20 protein-coding genes are annotated in these 21,361 nt (G+C 46.9%); 16 read left to right on the top strand and 4 right to left on the bottom strand.

From position 1 onward, the window contains the following. Positions 1-15: 15 nt before the first annotated feature. From ACFO4U_RS05645 to ACFO4U_RS05615, 7 genes are all read left to right on the top strand, one after another. Positions 16-645: a helix-turn-helix transcriptional regulator gene (locus tag ACFO4U_RS05645; protein WP_215243825.1), complete on the top strand. Its 630-nt coding sequence runs from the start codon at positions 16-18 to the stop codon at positions 643-645. Continuing rightward, positions 632-1,474: a pyruvate, water dikinase regulatory protein gene (locus ACFO4U_RS05640; protein WP_196430874.1), complete on the top strand. Its 843-nt coding sequence runs from the start codon at positions 632-634 to the stop codon at positions 1,472-1,474. Before ACFO4U_RS05645 ends, ACFO4U_RS05640 begins: the two co-directional genes overlap by 14 nt. A gap of 126 nt (positions 1,475-1,600) precedes the next feature. Further along, the gene (gene dnaG / locus ACFO4U_RS05635; RefSeq protein WP_159562496.1) at positions 1,601-3,412 is read left to right on the top strand and encodes a DNA primase; all 1,812 of its coding nucleotides are present in this window, start codon (positions 1,601-1,603) and stop codon (positions 3,410-3,412) included. Positions 3,413-3,447: 35 nt separating this feature from the next. After that, a complete protein-coding gene (gene rpoD, locus ACFO4U_RS05630; protein ID WP_012726640.1) occupies positions 3,448-4,542 on the top strand; it encodes an RNA polymerase sigma factor RpoD in 1,095 nt (364 codons plus the stop codon). Between the two features lie 132 nt (positions 4,543-4,674). Then, entirely contained in the window at positions 4,675-5,013 is a 339-nt protein-coding gene (cccA, locus tag ACFO4U_RS05625; RefSeq protein WP_012726639.1) for a cytochrome c550, read from the top strand. 95 nt (positions 5,014-5,108) lie between these two features. Next, on the top strand, positions 5,109-5,825 hold the full coding sequence (locus ACFO4U_RS05620; protein ID WP_159562495.1) for a tRNA (adenine(22)-N(1))-methyltransferase: 717 nt from the start codon (positions 5,109-5,111) through the stop codon (positions 5,823-5,825). After that, the gene (locus ACFO4U_RS05615; RefSeq protein WP_215243826.1) at positions 5,825-6,937 is read left to right on the top strand and encodes a Nif3-like dinuclear metal center hexameric protein; all 1,113 of its coding nucleotides are present in this window, start codon (positions 5,825-5,827) and stop codon (positions 6,935-6,937) included. Before ACFO4U_RS05620 ends, ACFO4U_RS05615 begins: the two co-directional genes overlap by 1 nt. 42 nt (positions 6,938-6,979) lie before the next feature. Here ACFO4U_RS05615 and ACFO4U_RS05610 read toward each other — a convergent pair whose 3' ends face one another. Next, positions 6,980-7,933 (bottom strand): 4-hydroxy-3-methylbut-2-enyl diphosphate reductase, encoded by a 954-nt coding sequence (locus ACFO4U_RS05610; protein WP_012726636.1) that lies wholly within the window; start codon positions 7,931-7,933, stop codon positions 6,980-6,982. Between the two features lie 129 nt (positions 7,934-8,062). Between ACFO4U_RS05610 and ACFO4U_RS05605 the strand changes: the two genes are divergently transcribed. From ACFO4U_RS05605 to ACFO4U_RS05585, 5 genes are all read left to right on the top strand, one after another. Next, positions 8,063-9,817, top strand: a complete 1,755-nt coding sequence (locus ACFO4U_RS05605) for a sensor histidine kinase (RefSeq protein ID WP_230237482.1) — start codon at positions 8,063-8,065, stop codon at positions 9,815-9,817. After that, a complete protein-coding gene (locus ACFO4U_RS05600; protein ID WP_211782641.1) occupies positions 9,814-10,752 on the top strand; it encodes a sugar ABC transporter substrate-binding protein in 939 nt (312 codons plus the stop codon). Before ACFO4U_RS05605 ends, ACFO4U_RS05600 begins: the two co-directional genes overlap by 4 nt. Before the next feature lie 61 nt (positions 10,753-10,813). Continuing rightward, positions 10,814-12,157 carry a DEAD/DEAH box helicase gene (locus ACFO4U_RS05595; protein WP_012726633.1) on the top strand — a complete coding sequence of 448 codons (1,344 nt, stop codon included), beginning with the start codon at positions 10,814-10,816 and terminating at the stop codon, positions 12,155-12,157. A gap of 81 nt (positions 12,158-12,238) precedes the next feature. Beyond that, entirely contained in the window at positions 12,239-13,141 is a 903-nt protein-coding gene (locus ACFO4U_RS05590) for a deoxyribonuclease IV (RefSeq protein WP_074036625.1), read from the top strand. A 3-nt stretch (positions 13,142-13,144) separates the two neighbouring features. Continuing rightward, positions 13,145-13,714, top strand: a complete 570-nt coding sequence (locus tag ACFO4U_RS05585; RefSeq protein ID WP_196430869.1) for a hypothetical protein — start codon at positions 13,145-13,147, stop codon at positions 13,712-13,714. Positions 13,715-13,750: 36 nt separating this feature from the next. On the opposite strand, the gene ACFO4U_RS05580 is transcribed toward ACFO4U_RS05585, so the two are convergent. The 3 genes from ACFO4U_RS05580 to ACFO4U_RS05570 form a co-directional block, all read right to left on the bottom strand. Then, on the bottom strand, positions 13,751-13,921 hold the full coding sequence (locus ACFO4U_RS05580) for a DUF1427 family protein (protein ID WP_012726630.1): 171 nt from the start codon (positions 13,919-13,921) through the stop codon (positions 13,751-13,753). Positions 13,922-14,012: 91 nt separating this feature from the next. Next, a complete protein-coding gene (locus tag ACFO4U_RS05575; protein WP_215243827.1) occupies positions 14,013-16,178 on the bottom strand; it encodes an RNA degradosome polyphosphate kinase in 2,166 nt (721 codons plus the stop codon). Between the two features lie 2 nt (positions 16,179-16,180). After that, entirely contained in the window at positions 16,181-17,710 is a 1,530-nt protein-coding gene (locus tag ACFO4U_RS05570) for a Ppx/GppA family phosphatase (RefSeq protein ID WP_215243828.1), read from the bottom strand. A gap of 280 nt (positions 17,711-17,990) precedes the next feature. On the opposite strand from ACFO4U_RS05570, the gene tnpB reads away from it, so the two are divergent. The 4 genes from tnpB (at position 17,991) to ACFO4U_RS05550 (ending at position 21,347) form a co-directional block, all read left to right on the top strand. Beyond that, positions 17,991-19,079, top strand: a complete 1,089-nt coding sequence (gene tnpB, locus ACFO4U_RS05565) for an IS200/IS605 family element RNA-guided endonuclease TnpB (protein WP_215243829.1) — start codon at positions 17,991-17,993, stop codon at positions 19,077-19,079. Positions 19,080-19,313: 234 nt separating this feature from the next. Next, the gene (locus ACFO4U_RS05560; RefSeq protein WP_074036635.1) at positions 19,314-20,075 is read left to right on the top strand and encodes a metal ABC transporter ATP-binding protein; all 762 of its coding nucleotides are present in this window, start codon (positions 19,314-19,316) and stop codon (positions 20,073-20,075) included. Then, a complete protein-coding gene (locus tag ACFO4U_RS05555) occupies positions 20,072-20,929 on the top strand; it encodes a metal ABC transporter permease (RefSeq protein ID WP_214690748.1) in 858 nt (285 codons plus the stop codon). The genes ACFO4U_RS05560 and ACFO4U_RS05555 overlap by 4 nt, the downstream gene beginning before the upstream one ends. Further along, positions 20,922-21,347 (top strand): Fur family transcriptional regulator, encoded by a 426-nt coding sequence (locus ACFO4U_RS05550; protein ID WP_012726625.1) that lies wholly within the window; start codon positions 20,922-20,924, stop codon positions 21,345-21,347. Before ACFO4U_RS05555 ends, ACFO4U_RS05550 begins: the two co-directional genes overlap by 8 nt. The last annotated feature ends 14 nt before the right edge of the window (positions 21,348-21,361 follow it).

Here is a 21,361-nt window from a genome sequence, read left to right as displayed (position 1 = left end):
TAGAGGGGGTTGGCTATGCAACTGAATGAACGCCAACAAAAAATCGTCGAGATCGTGAAGGAGAACGGGCCGATCACAGGGGAACAAATCGCACAAGAGCTCTCATTGACACGTGCGACCCTGCGGCCTGACCTCGCTATTTTGACGATGACAGGCATACTTGAAGCTAGACCTCGTGTCGGCTACACGTTCGTTGGCAAACGGAATTCGTCGATGCTACGAGAAAAGTTAGATTCGCTGACCGTAGGGGAATTCATGTCTTCTGCGAAAGTCGTACGGGATGAGATGACGGTATATGATGCGATTGTCACGTTGTTCTTAGAAGATGTCGGCTCATTGTTCGTTGTCGGACGTGACCGGGAGTTAGTCGGAGTTTTATCTCGTAAAGACCTCCTTCGTGCGGCCATCGGAAATCAAGACTTAGACCAGTTACCCGTCAACGTCATCATGACCCGCATGCCGAACATTACAGTATGTGAGAAAACAGAAACGTTGATTCGAGCTGGGATGAAATTGATTGAGAAACAAATCGATGCCATGCCCGTCGTAGAAGAAAAAGATGGGAAATTGATTGTACTCGGCCGTATGACGAAGACCAATATGACGAAGGTGCTCATTGCGTTAGCGAACGATGAGTCGATCTGAGGAGGAAATCGAATTGACTACGAAACAACTCGTGTTCGTTGTAAGTGACTCGGTCGGAGAGACGTGCGAACTCGTCGTCCGCGCAGCGAGTATCCAATTCCACGAGAATGCGATCGAAACCCTTCGCATCCCGTTCGTCGAAGATGAGCAGACGATTATCGATGTCGTCACGCAAGCAAAAGCACAACAGGCCATCATTGCGTTCACGCTCGTTAATGAGGAACATCGCGCCCTTCTCATGCGGCTTGGTGAAGCGCATCAAGTGAAAACGGTTGATTTGCTCGGAGATTTGCTCGATGTATTATCTAGCCAATTGAAAGAAGCGCCACGTGAAAAGCCGGGACTCATCTATCGATTGGATGATGATTACTTCCGAAAAATCGAGGCGATGGAGTTTGCCGTCAAGTATGACGATGGTCGGGACCCACGTGGCCTGAAAAAAGCTGATATCGTGTTGGTCGGTGTTTCTCGAACGTCAAAGACGCCGCTATCTCAATATTTGGCACTGAAACGATACAAAGTCGCGAACGTGCCACTCGTTCCAGAATCGAGACCGCCTGAGGAATTGTTTGATTTGCCTGCTGAACGATGTGTCGGGTTGATCATCTCCCCGGAAAAGCTGATTTCAATCCGGATGGAACGTCTCAAATCGCTAGGTTTGAAGCCGGAAGCAGATTATGCGCAGCTAGAGCGAATCAATCGTGAACTCGAGTATGCGCGTGGTATTTATGAACGAATCGGTTGCGATGTCATCGATGTGACGAACAAAGCAGTTGAAGAAACGGCAGGGATCATCTTGCGTCATCTTGAACAGTCTAAAGATGATTGAATGAGTAAGTGTTTCAATTAGTAATCATTGCTTCAAGAGGGTATAATAGAGTATTGACAGTACAGTGAAACGGAACGTGATGAGCGTTCCGTTTCGTTGCGAGATTGGAAACAGGGAGTGGTCAACATGCCACGAATACCAGATGAAGTCATCGCAGAAGTGAAACAAGCGACCGATATCGTAGAATTGATTGGCGAACGTGTCGAATTAAAGAAACAAGGACACCGCCTTGTCGGATTATGTCCGTTTCATTCCGAAAACTCACCTTCTTTCTCCGTTTCACCTGAAAAAGGGATGTATCACTGTTTCGGTTGTGGCGCCGGCGGAAATGTATTTACGTTCGTGATGGAAACCGAGGGATTGTCGTTTCCTGAGACGGTCGAACGCTTGGCAACACGGGCGAATATTTCGGTAGACGGGATCCAAGGGGACGAGGAACTGACGCGAGAACAGGTATGGCGCAAACAGATGCGTGATGCGCATCGCCTTGTCGCTGACTTGTATCATGAAGTGTTGATGAAAACAGAAGCTGGAGAAGTGGGCTTAACGTATTTACGGGATCGTGATCTGGCTGAAGAGACGATTGCGCAATACAAGATCGGTTTTGCCCCAGACCAACGACGCTTTACTGTCGAGCTGTTGGAGCGGCGCGGGTTTGATTTAGAAGTAATGGTTGAGGCAGGTTTGATTTCAAAGTCGAAGTCCGGTGAATATTTTGACCGATTTGAAGGACGGGTCGTCTTTCCGATTGCGGATCGAGACGGCACCATCGTTGGCTTCAGTGGACGAGCGATTGATGACCGACAACCAAAATATGTGAATACGGCTGAGACGCCACTCTTCAATAAGAGCGAGTTATTGTTCGGCTTCTCTCAAGCCCGGGCGACGATGCGTAAGAAAAAGCGTGTCTTCCTCGTTGAAGGGAACGTTGACGTTTTACAAGTCGCGCAAGCGGGCACACAAGAAGTTGTGGCATCGCTCGGAACCGCGTTCTCTCCTCAACATGCGAGGGCGCTATCTCGAATCGTGGATGAAGTCATTATCTGTTATGACGGAGACCACGCGGGACAAGAAGCGACACAAAAAGTCATTCGCCTCTTAGAAGCGTCTCCACTCGATGTACAAGTTTTGCCACTACCGGAAAAGACGGACCCAGATGATTATATCCGTCAGCATGGGGCAACTCACTGGCAGCAGTTTATTGAAACTGAGCAGTTGAGTGTTCTCGATTTTATGAATCGCATGTACCGGCGAGGAAAAAACTTGAACCGAGAAGGAGAACGGATTCGCTTTATTGAATCTATGCTTGAAGAGATCGGGAAGACAAATGATTCGATTCGAAGAGATTTATATGTGAAGAAACTGTCGGATGAGTTTGAGATTCCGCTAGAGACGCTCCGTTCGAGAATTCCTCGTCCGACGTCAAGTGAATCAACTCCCACCCGTGCGATGGAACCTGTAGAGCCGGTACGGAAGCGTTCGAGTAAAACAGGTGAGCCTCGTTGGATGAAAGCCGAGAAGTACTTGTTGCGTGCGATGTTGACGGGACCGGAGCAGGTCCGTTTCGTACGCGACCGTTTAGGGCTTCGTTATCAAGATGAAACCCATCGTATGTTAGGGTCAGCATTGTATGAAATCGTATCCGATACGATGACACAGGATGAGTTTGATCAAATCACGCTTTCGTTCATGGAGCGTTATTGCGATCAACGCCCTGATTATGCGATGCGTTTTGCAGAGATCCGTCTGATGGCTGGACCGGATGAACTGTCTGAAGAGGTTTTAGACGAATACATTCGGGTGATAAACAGTTATGAGGAGCAACGTCAAATCGAGCGTGCAAAAAGGGAAATCGCTCAAGACGCCGAAAGTATTGTAGACCAGGCGTCCAAGCTACAAGAATTGATTGCCCGTAGTCGTCGTCTTCGAGAACGATGATCGTGGATGAAGTTTGGAAGGAGTTGAACTGCTAGATGGCAGAGAAGAAGAAAGAGGATTTATTTAACGCCATAGAGGAACTTGAAAAGTTAGGTAAGAAAAAAGGCGTCGTCTCAATGCAAGCAATCCAAGATCGCCTTAGTCACTTCGAGGTGGATTCGGATTTCATCGATAACTTCATCGAAGATTTAGAGGCTAAAGACATCCGTGTCACAGAAGATGCTGCTGACGCAGAAGAAACACCTGCGAAAAAAGAGGATGAAGAAGTCGATTTGAACGACTTATCAGTACCTCCTGGAATCAAAATCAACGACCCGGTTCGGATGTATTTGAAAGAAATCGGACGTGTCGACCTTCTCAGTGCGAAAGATGAGACGGAGCTCGCTAAACGAATCGAGCAAGGGGACGAAGAAGCGAAAAAACGTCTCGCAGAAGCGAACCTACGTCTCGTCGTGTCGATTGCGAAGCGTTATGTCGGTCGTGGGATGCTCTTCCTTGATTTGATTCAAGAAGGGAACATGGGACTCATTAAAGCGGTCGAAAAATTCGACTACATGAAAGGGTTCAAATTCTCGACGTATGCGACGTGGTGGATTCGCCAAGCCATCACACGTGCGATTGCTGACCAAGCCCGTACGATTCGTATTCCTGTACACATGGTGGAAACAATCAACAAATTGATTCGTGTCCAACGTCAATTGCTTCAAGACCTCGGTCGCGAACCTTCTCCGGAAGAGATTGCCAAAGAGATGGAACTCACACCTGAGAAAGTCCGTGAAATTCTAAAGATTGCCCAAGAACCTGTTTCTCTAGAGACACCGATTGGGGAAGAAGACGATTCACATCTCGGTGACTTCATCGAAGACCAAGATGCGATGGCTCCTCAAGATGCGGCAGCCTATGAATTGTTGAAAGAGCAATTAGAAGACGTGTTGGATACGTTGACAGACCGTGAAGAGAACGTCCTTCGCCTGCGTTTCGGACTAGACGATGGCCGCACACGCACACTCGAAGAAGTTGGTAAAGTATTCGGTGTCACACGTGAGCGGATTCGTCAAATCGAGGCGAAAGCCCTTCGTAAATTGCGTCACCCGAGCCGTTCCAAACGCTTGAAAGACTTCCTCGATTAATTTCATATTTGAATAAAGTGTGAAGTTTTAGAAGAAAGGAAGGAAAATGAGTGATTTTCCTTCCTTCTTTATTATTTTTTGAGTAAAATAGTGTTGGATAGAAATTTGGAATGAACATGAGGGGGAACTACAATGCGTAATCCATTGTTACCGTTTGCGGCAATCGCAATCGTCGCAATTATTGCCATGGTATCATTATCGTATTTTGGGGTGAATCAGGCGCAACAAGCGGCTGAAGGTCCAGCAGTCACTGAAATGAACCCAGAAGAGTTGTATGCTGCGAAGGGTTGCACAGGTTGCCACGGCGGAAACCTTGAAGGTGGCGTCGGTCCAGCACTTACAGGTGTCGGCGATCGTCTCTCACCAGAAGAAATCGCAAACATCATCGTCAACGGTCAAGGTGCGATGCCAGCAGGTCTTGCATCAGCTGAAGAAGCAGAAGTGCTTGCGAACTGGTTGATTGAACAATAAGAGGTGACGCACTCCGTGATGGGGTGCGTTTTTTGTTGTCGAACTGTAGAGAATTCGATACGCTAGGGAAGAAGTAGAACAAAGGAGTTGTCTGTATGCAAGAACGTGTCATGTTAGACCGACGATTGAAGCAGGTTGTCGATTATATCCCAAAAGGAAGTGTGCTCGCCGATATCGGTTCGGATCATGCGTATGTCCCATGCTATGCCTTTCAGCAAGGAATCATTTCAAAAGGAATCGCGGGTGAAGTGAACGTTGGACCGATGGAAGCTGCGAGAGCACAAGTCGATTTGATTGGGGCCAGTGATGCCATTGATGTACGCCTCGGCGATGGTCTTGCTGTCTTACAGCCCAATGAAGCGACGTGTATCTCGATCTGCGGGATGGGCGGCAGTTTGATTCGCTCGATTCTCGAAGCGGGTCAAGATAAGCTCGGTGCGGTCGAACGACTCGTCCTTCAACCGAACGTTGATGGGCAACACGTACGAAGCTGGCTGCTTGAACATGGATATGTCCTTGTCGAAGAGGCAATTGTAGAAGAAAATGATAAAGTCTACGAAATCCTAGTCGGAGAAAAAGGTAGTGAGACCATCTATAGCGACGCGTCGGACGAGCGGATGTGGCAGTTGTTATTCGGCCCATATCTTATTCAAGAGCGACCGGAACCATTTAAACTCAAATGGAGTCGTGAAGCCGATAAGCTCGATTATGTGCTTGGACAGATGGCAGCTGGCATTCAATCGGATGCCTTGATTCAAAAACAAGTGGAGTTCAAACGGATGCGTGACAAAATGAGAGAGGTGAGTCAGTAATGGCGAACGGCAATCAAGTGATTCAATTGTTTGAAGAATTTGCTCCGAAACATTTGGCGGTTGAAGGGGATAAAATCGGCTTACAGATTGGATCGCTCAACAAAGAAGTCAAACGGGTCATGGTCACGCTTGATGTGCTCGAATCGGTTGTGGATGAAGCGATTGAGAAACAGATTGATTTGATCATCGCGCATCATCCACCCATCTTTAGTCCGTTAGCTCAAGTCAATGACCGCTCCACGGCTGGGAAGATTACGATGAAATGTATTCAGCACGATATCGCGGTCTATGTCGCCCATACGAATTTAGACGTATGCAGCGGTGGTGTGAACGATTGGATGAGTGAGGCGATCGGTCTTCACGATACGAAAGTACTCGTCCCGACCTATGAAGAGCCGGTCTATAAACTATCTGTATTCGTTCCATCCACGCATGCGCAAGACGTATCCCGTGCTCTAGGAAAAGCGGGTGCGGGACATATCGGTGACTATGCGGACTGTCAGTTCCGTGTTTCCGGAACGGGACAATTCACTCCGCTCGAAGGGACAGACCCTTTCATCGGTCGCCCACATGAAACGGAACAAGTGGACGAAGTAAAAATCGAAACGGTCGTTCGGGAGAGTCAGAAAAAGCGTGTACTAAAAGCAATGAAAGACGCCCATCCTTATGAGGAAGTGGCGTATGACCTCATGCGCGATGAAATCGACGGTCATGTATTTGGGCTAGGGCGAATCGGTCGACTTGAACAGGCCATGACACTTGAACAGTTTGCCGAACACGTGAAAACAAGCTTTGGGGTTGAGGGCGTGCGAGTCGTCGGAGACCCGAGGCGTTCGATTGAAAAAGTTGCCGTATTAGGTGGAGACGGGAATAAATATGTGTCTACTGCGCATTTCAAAGGTGCAGATGCATATGTGACGGGTGATTTATATTTCCACGTGGCTCATGATGCGATGGCCCTTGGGCTTGCAGTCGTAGACCCAGGGCATCATGTCGAGAGTATCATGAAACAAGGTGTAATCGATGTGCTCAGCAAAAAGTTTGAAAAAGCGAAAATTAATGTCGACTTGATTCAATCTGTTGCCAACACGAACCCGTTTCAATTCAAGTAAATCCTAAAAATCCCCCATCCTCTGAGAGAATGGGGGATTCCTTCACTTACGCAAAGCTTTCACTTTCGGTAAGATGCTCCGAAGTTCAAGAAATGGCGTTTTATCGTGCGTGCTTAAATCGTCTGGGTCATACTGCGACAAAAAGTCGATGACTTTTTTTGTGATCGGTGTAGGAGTAGAGGCGCCCGACGTCACAGCGACGGTCTCGACTCCCTCGAGCCAATTCAAGTCAAGTTCACTCAAGTCACCGATTCGATATGCATTCGTTCCGGCAATCTCTTTTGAAACTTGTGCTAAACGATTGGAGTTGTTAGATTTAGGATCTCCGACGACAATCAACAATTCGCAGTCTCCCGCTTGTTCAGCGACGGCTTCTTGACGAACTTGCGTCGCGTTACAGATTTCATTATGCACTTCCACGTGAGGATAACGGGCTTGAATCGTTTCAATTAATGCGGAAACGTCCCATTGACTCATCGTCGTCTGGTTCGTCACCAAAATTTTTCGTTCGAACAAGCGACTCGGCAACTGATCGATTTCATGTTCATATTGAATCAAATGAACATGGTCTGGTGCAACACCAATTGCACCCTCCGGTTCCGGATGCCCGTGTTTTCCGATATAGATGACATCATATCCTTCTGCCGTTTTCTCACGAATCAAATCGTGTGTGACCAAGACGTCAGGACAAGAGGCATCTACAATCGTCAATCCTTTCTCGATGGCACGTTTCCGGACGAGTGGTGAAATGCCGTGCGCCGTGAAGACGACCGTTCCTCGATCGATGGTTTCGAGCGCTTGCATGCGGTCTTCTCCATCAACGGTTTTGACACCGAGATCCTCAAACGCCTGCGTGACGTGACGGTTATGGACAATCATTCCAAGTATATGAATCGGGCGTGGCAAATCTGGATTTGCGACGGCCTCATTTGCGAGCTTCATGGCATCGACGACACCATAACAATATCCGCGTGGGCTAATTTTTTTAACTTTCATATGAAGACGAAGGCTCCTTTCGAAGTGCTTTCATACGTATTAGTCTAACATTGTTTCGAAAATACGAAAAGATTTGCGTGTATTCATGCTATAATTTTTAGGTTAGAGAGGAGGGACGCCGTGAATCGCATGAAACCATTGCGTGAACTAAGAAAATCGTACTTTTTCCAAATTACGTTCATCATCATCATTATTTTAGCACTTGTCATTTCATCACTTGCCTTCTCTGCTGACCGCGTCACGGTGTCTCGAGCAGAAGAATTGGCGAAAGAGCAATTTGATTACGCCATCGATGACAGTATTGAGAATGTGGAGTCCCGACTTGGGAAATTGTATGAGGATTTAGTTTACTTAGGCGCTTACGTTGGAAATGAGCCATGGATTGAAGAACGGATCCGAACAGGATATTTGAATCAACGCACGAGTTTTACGTCCATCTTTTATTATGATGTCAATCAAGACTCATTTAAATGGTACTCGGAGCGACAAGTCGCCTCTTCTGTCTTGAAACGCGATCCGAAGTTTACGGAAGTATTGACTGCCAGTGGAAAAGAACTATATATGAGTGACCCTGTGATGATCAGTGGGGATATGGGAACTTTCCTATACGTTCCGGTCATCGAAGAGAACCGACCAATCGGTATTTTTGGGGGAAGCATTAGTGTCTTGAACTCTGACTTGTATCGTCGTTCGTTGGAATCTGCGAATGATGACATGATTCTATACTTGTTAGATGAGCAAGGCGAAGTGTTGACGACTTCGTTCAACTTGGTCACAGATGCAGAGCGTCGGATATCGCGTGAAGTCATCGACGAAGCATTAGATCGAAGCGAACGGACAATCTTGAGTACGGATGAAGATACGGTAATGTTTGAACCAGATGCACGAGTCAGTGGATGGAGCATGCTCGCAAAACATCAAAATGACTCCGTCTATGAAACGGTCTACGACACGCGTTGGCAGTATTTGATGATTGCGCTCGTTACATTCTTCCTGAGCATTCTCGTTGGATTGTTGCTTTCCCGGACGTTAACGAATCCGCTTGTCGAGCTGGTCAATCAAATTAAACAACAACAATCGCTCGGAACGATCTCGTTGGAACGAACGGGTTCGAAAGAAGTGGAGACGCTACTCGACACGTATAACGATTATGCACAACGGATGGAAACGTCACGACGTGAACAGTTGAGTCAGCAACAGTTGATTTTGCATCAAGAAAAATTAGCCTCACTCGGTCAATTGGCCGCGGGAATTGCCCATGAAATTCGAAATCCTCTAACTCCCGTCCACATCACGTTACAAATGGTGCGCGAGGGTCAAGGTAGCTCAGATATGGTGGATGTCGCCATCAAAGAACTGGAGCGGGCGAATGATTTGATTTCAACGATGTTGACGCTCGCCAAACCCGATCAGGCTGGTAAAAACGAAGATTGGATCAACATGTTAGACTTTGCGAAACGACTTGAATTTTTAATGGATGCCGAATGTTATAAACGACCGACAAAATGGGAATTACTTGTACCGAACGACATGCCGCCATTTTATGCATCCTTTGATATGCTCGTTCAAATTATCTACAACCTCTTCAAAAATGCGGTCGATGCCGTCGAATCAAAAGGCGCTGACGGGAGTGTCGTCGTGACGGTACTCTTTACGGAGCAGGAATATCGCTTTTTGATTGAAGATAACGGAATTGGCATGAGTGAGGAACAACTCAAGACAGTCGGTTCCGCCTTCAATACGACGAAGGAAAGTGGAAACGGTCTAGGAATCTATATGATTCAAGAGTACTTGAAGAGCGTTAACGGTGCGATGGAGATCGATAGTGTGATGAACAAAGGGACCGCGATTTTAATCAAAATCCCAAGGAGACAACCGTCATGAAAGGACTAAAACATTATTGGCTTTGGTTACCGGTCGTGTGGGCCATGACGATTCTCCTTATCACCTCGATTCAACTCCCAGAGCAAAAGACGAATGAAAAAGAAGTCGGATTCGTATTTGTCAGTGATAAACACGAGCATGCGAATAAGCTATTGGACTCGTTCGTGCATACAGCAAACCAAAAAGGGTTCATCCCGATTCCGACTACGAGTGAAGATTCGCGTGTCCTTGAAAAAGAAAAATTAGATTCGTTGATTGACCGGGGTGTCGAGGCCATCTTTTTGACGACTCTCGATGACACGTTCATTCAACCTTCATTAGAACGCGCAAAACGCAAAAACATCCCGATTATTGCGATTGACCGTATGATTGATCATCCGAGTGTGCTCACATCTGTCGTATCCGACAATGTCGACATCGGTCGGATGGCGGCCGAACAAATTGCTGCCAAGTATAATGAGCTCGATCGTCCGATTCGCGTGGTCGAAGTGAGGGGAACCCCGAAAGTTCGTTCCACGATGGACCGGAGTCTCGGCATTCGAGAGTACGAGAAGCAACATGGCGACGATTTTCAAATCATCGCATCCATCACCGGGAACTATGACACATTCCAAGCCGAAATCGAGATGTCACGTTGGTTAGAAGAAGAGATTCCATTTGATGCAGTCTTTTCACATAACGATGATAATACGTTCGGTGTCGTCCGGGCTTTAGAAAGTCACGGTTTGACGGACAAGACGATCGTGTCGGTCGACGGGATTTCAGATATCTATCCGCTCATTCAAAACGGGAAGGTCAATGCCACTGTCGTGCAGTCACCGAACGAGATGATGGAAGTCGGCTTCAAAGCACTCGAACAACATTTAAATGGAAAGAAAATTGCCAAACACTATTATTCATCGAGTTATTTATATGAAGGTGTGGCAAAAGATTGATTGACAAATCATTTGATTCCGCTATGCTAGGAAAAGTGGAAAGAAACAGGAGGTGTATCGATTGAACAGCTTCCAACAGTTCAAATTGCTACCGTTTATGGTTGATGCGTTAACAGAAAAGCGCATTACGAAACCGACCGATATACAAGCCCGGATTATTCCGGCTGCCTTGAATGGTCGAGATATTATTGGAAAATCACAGACAGGAACGGGTAAAACACTTGCGTTCTTGTTACCGATCGTTGAAGCGATCAACCCAGAAGATGCTTCAGTTCAAGCAATCGTCGTCGCACCGACACGCGAACTCGCTTGGCAGATTCATGAAGAATTGAAATCGATTCTTATTAAAAACCCAGATTACATCAAATCGAGTTTGATTGTCGGAGGGACAGACCGCGAACGTCAGATCGATAAGATGAAAAATCCACCACAATTGATCATCGGGACACCGGGACGAATCCTTGATCTCATGAAAGCACAGGCGTTATTCCCCCATAAAGTGACACACTTTGTCGTCGATGAAGCCGATCAAATGCTCGATATGGGATTCTTGCCGGAGGTCGACCGCATCGCACAGGCGCTTCCTGAAAAACTGCAAACAATGGTCTTCTCAGCGACGATTCCTGAGAACCTTGAACCGTTCTTGAAGAAATACCTTCATGACCCACGCTTTGCAGAGGCGAGCCCCGAGCATCGCGTCGCACCAAAAATCAAGCACCACGTGATCCCCGTTCGTCACCGTGACCGTAAAGAATTGACTGTCGAGATTGCGAAAGCAATCAACCCGTTCGTTTGTCTCGTCTTCACAAACACAAAGCAAGAAGCGGATGAGTTAGAGACATCGTTCCGTGAGGCTGGACTTAACGTCGGTACATTGCACGGAGATATGCAGGCACGTCGCCGTAAACAGGCGATTAAAGATATTAACGACGCGAAATACCAATACGTGATTGCCACGGATTTGGCGGCACGCGGAATCGATATTTCAGGAGTCTCTCACGTCATCAACCATGGGATTCCGAAAGACCTTGATTTCTATACGCACCGTGTCGGTCGTACGGGACGTGCGGGCGCATCAGGTGAGGCGTACACACTATATGAGGACCATGAGAATGGACCGATTAACCGTCTCGAAGAACGTGGGTTTGAATTTACACACGTCGATTTGCGCAACGGTTCGATTCAACCGATTAAAACACGTCGTCGTCGTCAAACAGACCGGAAGATGAAAGTCTCGCATACGGCACATAGTCGCATGGCCGGTGAAATCAAGAAGGCGAAGAAGAAAGTGAAGCCTGGCTATAAGAAGAAATTCAAGTATAAGTTGAAAGAGACGGCATCACGCGAGCATATGCAACAACAACGCTCGGATCGCCGTGCAGCACGTAAGAAAAATAAACGATAATGTTTGGGAGAATCGACTTCTTGGAGTCGGTTCTTCTTTTTGTGTACACTAGAGAGAGAAGCAAATGAAGGGAAGATGAGGATGTTAAAAATAGGTTCACACGTTTCGGTATCAGGTAAAAAGATGTTGTTAGCAGGGAGTGAAGAGGCTGTCTCTTACGGGGCGAATACGATGATGGTGTATACAGGTGCGCCCCAAAACACACGCCGTAAACCCATTGAAGATTTAAATATTGAGGCAGCACTCAAACATATGGCCGCACATGACATCGAAGAGATTGTTGTTCACGCACCATATATCATCAATCTCGGGAATACGACGAAACCAGAGACGTTTGAATTGGCTGTTTCATTCTTGACTCAGGAATTAAAACGGGCAGAAGCACTCCAAGTGGCTCGTCACGTCGTTCTTCACCCAGGCGCTCATGTCGGAGCGGGAGAAGAAGTCGGTCTCGCTCGAATCATCGAAGGATTGAATGAAGTGTTGACGGGTGATGAAAAAGTGAAGATTGCGCTTGAGACGATGGCAGGGAAGGGAAGCGAACTTGGTAAGACGTTTGAAGAGCTTGCGACCATCATTGATGGCGTGACGCACAATGATCGACTCTCAGTTTGCTTTGATACGTGTCACGTCCATGATGCAGGATATGACTTAGTCGGTGACTTAGACGGCGTCATTGAACAATTCGATCGCATCGTCGGACTCGACCGTCTCGGAGTGATTCATGTAAATGATTCGAAGAATGTGCGCGGTGCAAAAAAAGACCGTCATGAAAACATTGGCTACGGAGAGATCGGGTTTGATACATTGAATCGTGTCATTCATCACGAGGCATTTGCGCATCTACCGAAAATTCTAGAAACGCCATATATCCCGATTAGCGAAAAAACAAAAGTCGCTCCATATAAACAAGAGATTGAAATGTTCCGTGCCAATCAATTTGATGCCGAGTGGCGTGAACGATTCACGCTCGCTCATCAATAAGCGATGAACGTCCTACAAGTCGATCCAAAGCGATATGATGTCTGGAACGCATTCCCGACTTATTTTCTTGAACAAAGTCCCGTTTATGTAAAGGGGTCCGTGACGACACCGACAGCATTTATCGAAGTGATGGGGCATGGCATCGTGGCGGAAGCAGAGGTGTTACTTGAAGAGACGATTGAGCGACCAGACGATCCGTATTGGCTCGGAGAGAAACAGGAAGGGATAGCGCTGTATTCCTTAGTCGACCTGTTACAACTTCATTTTCATCATCCGCTCTTGCAAGTGGGAATGTATGAGGGGGATGAACCGTACGAGTCGATTCGAACAAAATGGAATGACGGCTATCATGTACCATCGTCTAAATGGACGAAAGCGTCATATGAGGCGCACTTGTTTCGAGAAAAACTTCTAGCACCAAAGTCGAACGTGACGACTTGTGCGAACTGTCATGAAGACCTAGCTGAACGCTTTGGGCAAGAGGCGTATCACTTGATTGAGTATCACTTGACAGAGGAACGTGGCATCTGGGTTTGTCCGACCTGTCATAAAGCCATTCATACATTAGACTAAATAATAAAAGATGCCCTTTTTCGAGGGCATCTTTTATTAGAATGGCCAGTTCGCTACAGCAAATTGATAAACCTTCATTCCGAGGAATACCCCGAAAATCCCAACAACTCCTGGCAATACCGGTGGGGCAGGCAGTGGCAGTTTGAGTGCGGTGAAGATGGCACCACAAATCAAGCCGGCGAGTAATGATAATAAAATCTCCTGCATAAATAATTCCTCCGTCTCTAAATGAAAGCGCTTCATAATAACTGAATCGAATTTATTATACAACGAGTTTTCTTATTTGAGAAGTCTAACATCAGTCATCTGTCATTTTCTCGTTCTCGGCCCGAAGGCGGAGCACTTCGCGTTCCGCCCAATTTGACGGTTCTCGTTCGAATACGCTAGGTATGTTGTTCCATCGACCACCCGTATATTGATGGATGATAATTTGAGATTGAATCTCTTCCTCGTTGGTCTCACGTTTCACGTATACATAGCGGCCGTCAGAACGTTGTCTTCTTGCTTTCACATTATCGACGAGTTGAAGGGCCATCATATCTTTGATGTATGTTTTATGTGATGCGTTCAAGATAGGGAAGAGTATCTCGATCCGTTTTTTCATATTTCGTGTCATCCAGTCCGCAGAGGAACAGTACAAGTCTTCTTTTCCATTTTGGTAAAAATAAAAGATTCGGGAATGTTCGAGATATCGATCGATGATCGAGATGACCTTGATGTTTTCAGAGACCCCTTTAATTCCCGGTCGTAAGCAACAAATGCCTCGGACAATCAAATCGATTTTCACTCCCGCGGACGAAGCATCATACAATTTTGTGATGATGGCCCGGTCCGTGATCGAGTTCATCTTAGCGACGATGCGACCGTTGCCGTACTTTTCATGCAGTTTGATCTCATCATCGATTTTATTCAAGAAGAAGTCTTTCATGTCGTCAGGCGACGTCTCGAACTGATGCCAAGATGGTCGTTCCCCATAACCGGATAACCAGTTGAAAAAGTTCGTTGCATCTTCAGCGAGTTCTTCATTTGTCGTGAGGAGCCCAATGTCTGTGTATAGCTTGGCGGTCGAATCGTTATAGTTACCGGTACCAAGATGAATGAACCGTTGCAACACACCACCTTCTAGAATGCGAACGACGAGGGTGATTTTTGAGTGTGTCTTCAGTTCTTTATAGCCGTAGATGACGTGAGCTCCGGCTTTCTCAAGTTGCTTCGCCCATTGAATGTTTTTTTCTTCATCAAAACGTGCTTTTAGTTCGACGAGGACAGTGACTTGTTTTCCGCTCTCGGCTGCATCAGTCAAGGCTTTGATGATGGGAGAGTCCCCGGAGACGCGATAGAGTGTCTGCTTGATTGCCAAGACGTTCGGGTCTTTGGCGGCTTGAACGATAAAACGGACGATTGGATCGAATGAATGATACGGGTGATGGAGCAGATAATCCTGTTTAGCGATACTTTGGAATAAATCTTTGCCCGATTCAAGACCTTCTGGGATAAATGGGATCAACGTTTCATTGATCATGTCATCATATTCCATCCCGATCTGATTGTAGATCCCAAACAGGAAGGTCAAGTCGATCGGACCGTCGACAATAAAGATATCCCGGTCATGTAAGTCAAGGACGTCTTGTAGCATGAACAAAAGTTCTTTTCGTAACGATCGTTGCTGTACCTCGAGTCGGATGGCAACCCCATATCTTCTCTTCTTCAATTCTTTTTCGATTTGTTTCAAGACGTCACGACTGCCCTCTTCGTGAAACGGCATGTCCGCGTTCCGCGTAATTCGGAATGGCATCGTGGACTCGACGACAAATCCTTTGAAGAGTGAGTCGATGAATTGAATGATCAAATCCTCAAGTAAAATCAAATCGGTATGTTCTTCATCATCGGTAGGTAGTTCCAGATACCGCGGAAGAACGGATGGCACTTGAACGAGGGCGAGTCGTTTTTTTCCTTCGCCATTCGAGGCAATCTCGACAGCAATGTTCAGTGACTTGGATAAGAGCATTGGGAACGGACGATAGGCATCGACTGCAATCGGTGTCAGGACAGGGAATACGTGCGTTCGAAAATACTCTTTCACGAAGTCTTGTTGAGCCCTGTTCAAATGTTTCGTCCGTAAGAAGCGAACGTGCTGATTCGATAGCTGTTTCGTGATTTTTTTATATGTCGCATATTGTGTCTCGACGAGTTCTTGCGCTCGCATCGAAATGGACTTGATCTGCTGTTTTGGAGTGAGGCCCGTCTTGTCTTCCGGACGATTGAACCCGGCGAGGACCTCATCTTTCAATCCACCGACTCGTACCATATAAAATTCATCAAGGTTAGAACTGAAAATCGCCAAAAATTTCAATCGTTCCATCAATGGATTTCGTTCATCCATCGCCTCCTCGAGGACACGCTCGTTAAAGTCGAGCCAGCTGAGTTCACGGTTGTTAAAATGTTCATTCGTATATTCGGACATGGTTACTCCTCCTCGCTCAAGACAATCTCAATCGATTGATCAATTGCGCGTTCTAAATGCTTTTTATGGCGAGTGCTTCGCTGTAACTCAAAACGTGCAGAACCATTCGTATCTAGCGTAAGTGTGAGACCGTCCTTTGTACTAGCAACATGGATGTCCGTCACGATCTGACGCTCCGTCAAGTCGAGGGCATCGACGAGTTTCACAATCGACCCGAGCAACTCCAAACTCTTCAATAACTTTTGATCAAACCATTTCGGGAAAGCCTCGATATGTTGTTCCAATACTCGTTTTGATTTGAAGGATGTGACGAGGGCAAGAGCGAGTCGATCCTCGTTGTTTAGTCCTTTGAAATCGTTTGTGGTAATCAGATGGAACGTGTGGTCACTTTTATTGTTGTGATCGATATATTCACCGACATAGGCAAGGCGGCAGGCACCTTCAAGAAGACCAGGCTCAAATGGTTTCGGTTTAATCGCCTTCACTTCAATTAATCCGGTATACAACTGTCGAGCCAATCGGATGAGATGTTGATGACGAGTCGGGTTCACGTCATATTGTTTTTCAAAATGACGAAAACTTTCTTCCTTCACATCGGCAAAACGAATTTTATCATGCTCATGTAAATAGTTTTCATAGAAGAGTCCTTCGCGGAGTCCATTGTTACTCATCGTGAACTCGGGCACTTTCAAATATTTAGCGAGTTCGCCGATTGCTGTCACGGCAGGCGCGATGATGTCGACCCGGTCTTTTGATAGCCCATCCAAACGCCCGAGTTGTTTACTCGACATTCCGACGAGTTCATCTATGACGTCCTCCAATTGTTCAGCAGAAATCGTATACTGATGGATTCCTTCAAGCGGGAAGTTCGATATGGTCTGTTCGACCCGGACTAAGTTACGAGCCGTCCCGCCGACACCGACAAGAGGGACACCGTGTGGTTCGAGCCATTCAATTTCCTTGAATGCCTTCTTTAAGTATGCGGTCAACGCTTTCCGCTCGTCTTTCGTCATCGTCTCATCTTTCATGAATTCTTTCGTTAACGTCACGGCACCGAAAGGGAAACTATGATAGAAGACGAGTTCGCGGTTCTGAAAATATGTGACTTCCATTGATCCCCCACCAATATCGACAGAATATCCATCTTCCACATAGGTAGAGTTGACGATGGCCGAATATCCGTAAAATGCTTCTTCGTAATCGCTCAACAGGCGGATGGTCATCCCAGTAGATTGTTTGACATTCTGCAAAATCTCATCTGAGTTATTTGCGTTTCGAATGGCTGCTGTCGCTACTGGGAGCACATCAGTAACGTGATGATGGTCGTTTAACTCTTTAAAGTGACGTAACGTATCGATGAGTGAAGCGATTCCTTCTTCAGTCATTTCATTCGCATCACTAATATGGCTGGACAATCGCGCGACTTCTTTCACATTTAACCGTTCGAAGTATTGTCCTTCCTCGTTCACTTCGAAGATGACGTTTCGAATCGAGTTGGATCCGATATCAATAACTGCCAGTTTCTTTTCCATAAAACCATCCCCTTCATAATACTAGTGTAATCGACAAGGTTTTGAACGAACATACGATTTACGTTAATTTTAACAAAATCAGGCGAGAATTCTCCCTCCTCTAAGCGTCTCGGGGCGAAGCCCGGCGTAGGCGGGTGATGAATCGCCCGGTCCAAAACTCTTTTCCCTTGTGACAGATATGACGAACAAAAGTTCGTGATTACGTCAGATTCTCCCTCTCCCTCCGCGGTATCGGATGAGGAGAACATATCACGATCTGCTGGAGGGAGGAGGGACGGACATGCTGAAAGGCTATAAATACAGGCTCCACCCGACGCCGGCACAGGCCGAGTTCCTGATTAAGACGATCGGCTGCGCCCGGTTCATCTACAACAAGCTGCTCGAGGACCGCATCGCCATCCGCGAGGAGGCGAAAGCGGGGAACGGAACGAGACGGAAACCGGCGACACCCGCCTCCTTCAAGCCCCTGTTCCCGTTCCTCGCCGAGGCGGACAGCCTCGCGCTAGCGAACGCGAAGCTGAACCTCGACACCGCGTTCGCGAAGTTCTTCGCCGGGACGGGCGGCTTCCCGAACTTCAAATCGAGACGACGTTCACGCGCCTCCTCCACGACGAACAACCAGCACGGAACGATCCGCATCGAGGCGGGCAAGGTTCGGCTGCCGAAGGTCGGGTTCGTGCGGTTCACACAACATCGTCCGTTCGAGGGCGTCATCCGGTCGGCGACGGTCTCGATGACGAGGACGGGCAAGTTCTTCATCTCCATCCTCGTCGAACAGGACGATGAACCATGGATCCCAGCCGAGAACAAGGTCGGGATCGATCTCGGCCTAAAACATTTCGCCATCATGACGAACGATGCGATGGTCTCGGAGAAGATCGACAACCCTCGCTTCCTCCGACAATCCGAAGCGAAGGTCAAGAAGGCGCAGCGCGCGCTGTCACGTAAGAAAATCGGTAGCAAGAATCGTGAAAAAGCCAAATTACTTTTGGCTAAGAAACACGAAAAGATTGCCAACCAACGCAAGGACTTCCTTCACAAACTGTCAAGACGGATCGTTGACGAGAACCAAGTCATCGTCGTGGAGACATTGAAATCGAAGCATATGATGCAAAACCACAAGGTCGCCAAATCGATTGCAGATGTCAGTTGGTATGAGTTCGTCCGTCAACTCGAGTACAAATCAAACTTCTACGGACGGACGCTCATCAAGGCGGATCAATGGTTCGCATCGACGCAAATCTGTTCTTCTTGTGGCGAGAAAGGTCAGAAGAAGACGATGGATGTCCGCGAATGGACGTGTGCCTGTGGCGCGCATCATGACCGTGACATCAATGCGAGCATCAACCTATTGATGTTGGCTGACTGACAAATCCTTCAGGGCAGGGACTGCCCGACGAGCTTGGTCCATAACCGTGGCTAGTAAAAGTACGGTCTTCCCAAGAAGCTCCCACTTCAATTTGTGAAACAGATAAGTGGCGAGTAGTTCACCATTTGGCTAGATGAAACCGGTCTTGCTTGAAGGTATGCGTGATATTCTGTATAATACAAACGCCTAGAAAGTAGAAATGATTACGATTTAACATATGAGAGAAGGGATTAGATGACTACATCTGTCGTCAAATTAAACGAGGTGTCTTACTTCTATGATGGGACACCAGCCTTACAAAACGTATCGATTGATATTCGACAAGGGGACTTTGTCGCAATCGTTGGAGAAAACGGTTCTGGGAAGTCGACTTTGATTCGAACCATTCTTGGATTACTGAACCCGCAACAAGGGTCGGTCGAATTGTTCGGCAAGCCCATTTCGCAGTTTAAAGACAAGTCTCGTATCAGTTACGTTTCCCAAAAAGCGGCTTCCTTTAACTCGGGATTCCCGGTTACCGTCGAAGAAGTTGTTGCGATGGGCAGATATGGACGTCTCGGTTTATTCAAACGTTTAAAAATGGAAGACCAGGCAGCGATTCAAAATGCGTTACAAACGGTCAACATGTGGCAGTTTCGTCATCGGAAAATTGGAGATCTGTCCGGTGGGCAACAACAGCGTGTTTTTATCGCTCGGGCGATGGTCAACCAGCCTGATCTATTGATTCTCGATGAGCCGACCGTCGGCGTGGACCAAAAACACTTACAAGATTTTTATGAAGTCTTGCATATGCTTCGTGAACATACGACTTGTACGTTCGTCCTCGTCACCCACGATTTAAACGTGGTGACCGATCTTGTCACGAAAGTCGTCCATCTCGACCGCGGACGATTAGCATGCAATTGTGGACTGAGAGAATATAGCGAGCTCGGAGAACTCGCATCGTCCATCAAACCTTATCCTGTCAAAGTTCTTGTTCACGAGGGAACGACATGATCACAGATCTTTGGACATATAGTTTTTTACGTTATGCGTTCATTGCAGCACTTGTGATCGGGTTTACCGCACCGCTCATCGGTTCATTCATTGTAGTGAGACGGATGAGCTTGATTGCCGATGCATTGTCACACATGACGCTTGCCGGAATTTCGTTCAGTTTATTTCTCGGACAATATATCGCTCTATTCGCTGACCTGAACCCCCTGTATATGGGAACGCTCATCTCTGTATTGGCTGCGTTAGGACTCAATTGGCTTCGAGGTAAATATGTGCACTTCCAGGAACTATCCATTCCGATTATGATGTCCGCAGGAATGGGACTTAGTGCCATCTTTATCTCGCTATCACGAGGATTCTCGGTCGACTTGTCCACACTCTTGTTTGGATCGATTTCAGCTGTGAGTCAATCGGACATCACATTGATTGTCAGTGTAGCCGTCTTGACGGCCTTTGTGATTCTTATTTTCTATAAGCAGTTGCTGTTCTTGTCATTTGATGAAGAACAGGCAAAAGTGTCAGGATTACCGAGTACGATGCTTCACCTTTTATTCATGTTCATCGTAGCGCTTGTGATTGCCGTCAGCATGCGAATTGTTGGAACACTTCTCGTATCTAGTTTGATTACGTTACCCGTCGCAGCGGCGCTACGCTTTACTTCGAGTTTCAAACAGACCATTATGTGGTCCATCATCTTCGGAGAGGTCGCGACAATCGGTGGACTTGTCCTTGCGTATGATCTCGATGTCGCTCCGGGCGGTGTTATCGTATTGATAGCAGTCGGTATTTTAGCAGCCGTCATGGCGTTCGAGAAAGTCATGAGTTTTAAGAAAAAGGAGGTACAACATGAATGAGACTGAACAATTGAATCGTCTTCGTGCATCTTCTTTAAAAGTGACGCCGAAACGTCTTGAAATGTATGCTTATCTCTCTGAAGAAGACCGATATATCAGTGCGAAGGAAGTACTCGAGTACATGCGAGACAAACATCCGACGATGAGTTTTGATACGGTGTATCGAAATTTGAAGTCGTTTGCGGAGGAAGGATTACTTGAAGCGACGGAACTCGATGGTGAGAAATCCTTTCGAGTCACCTGCAGTGCGGCACATCACCATCATCATTTGATTTGTCGGAGCTGTGGAAAGACGAAACTGCTCGATTTATGTCCGATGCGCTTTGTAGAGGCGCTCGACCCTGAATTTGAAGTGGTCGATCATAAATTTGAGATATATGGGTATTGTAAAGAATGTAAGCAAAAGGGATTGATTTGATTCAATCCCTTTTT

Origin of the sequence: Exiguobacterium profundum, assembly GCF_042652865.1 — a bacterium.
In the GTDB taxonomy this organism is placed as follows: Bacteria; Bacillota; Bacilli; order Exiguobacteriales; family Exiguobacteriaceae; genus Exiguobacterium; species Exiguobacterium profundum.
This window is presented reverse-complemented; position numbering and strand designations above follow the sequence as displayed.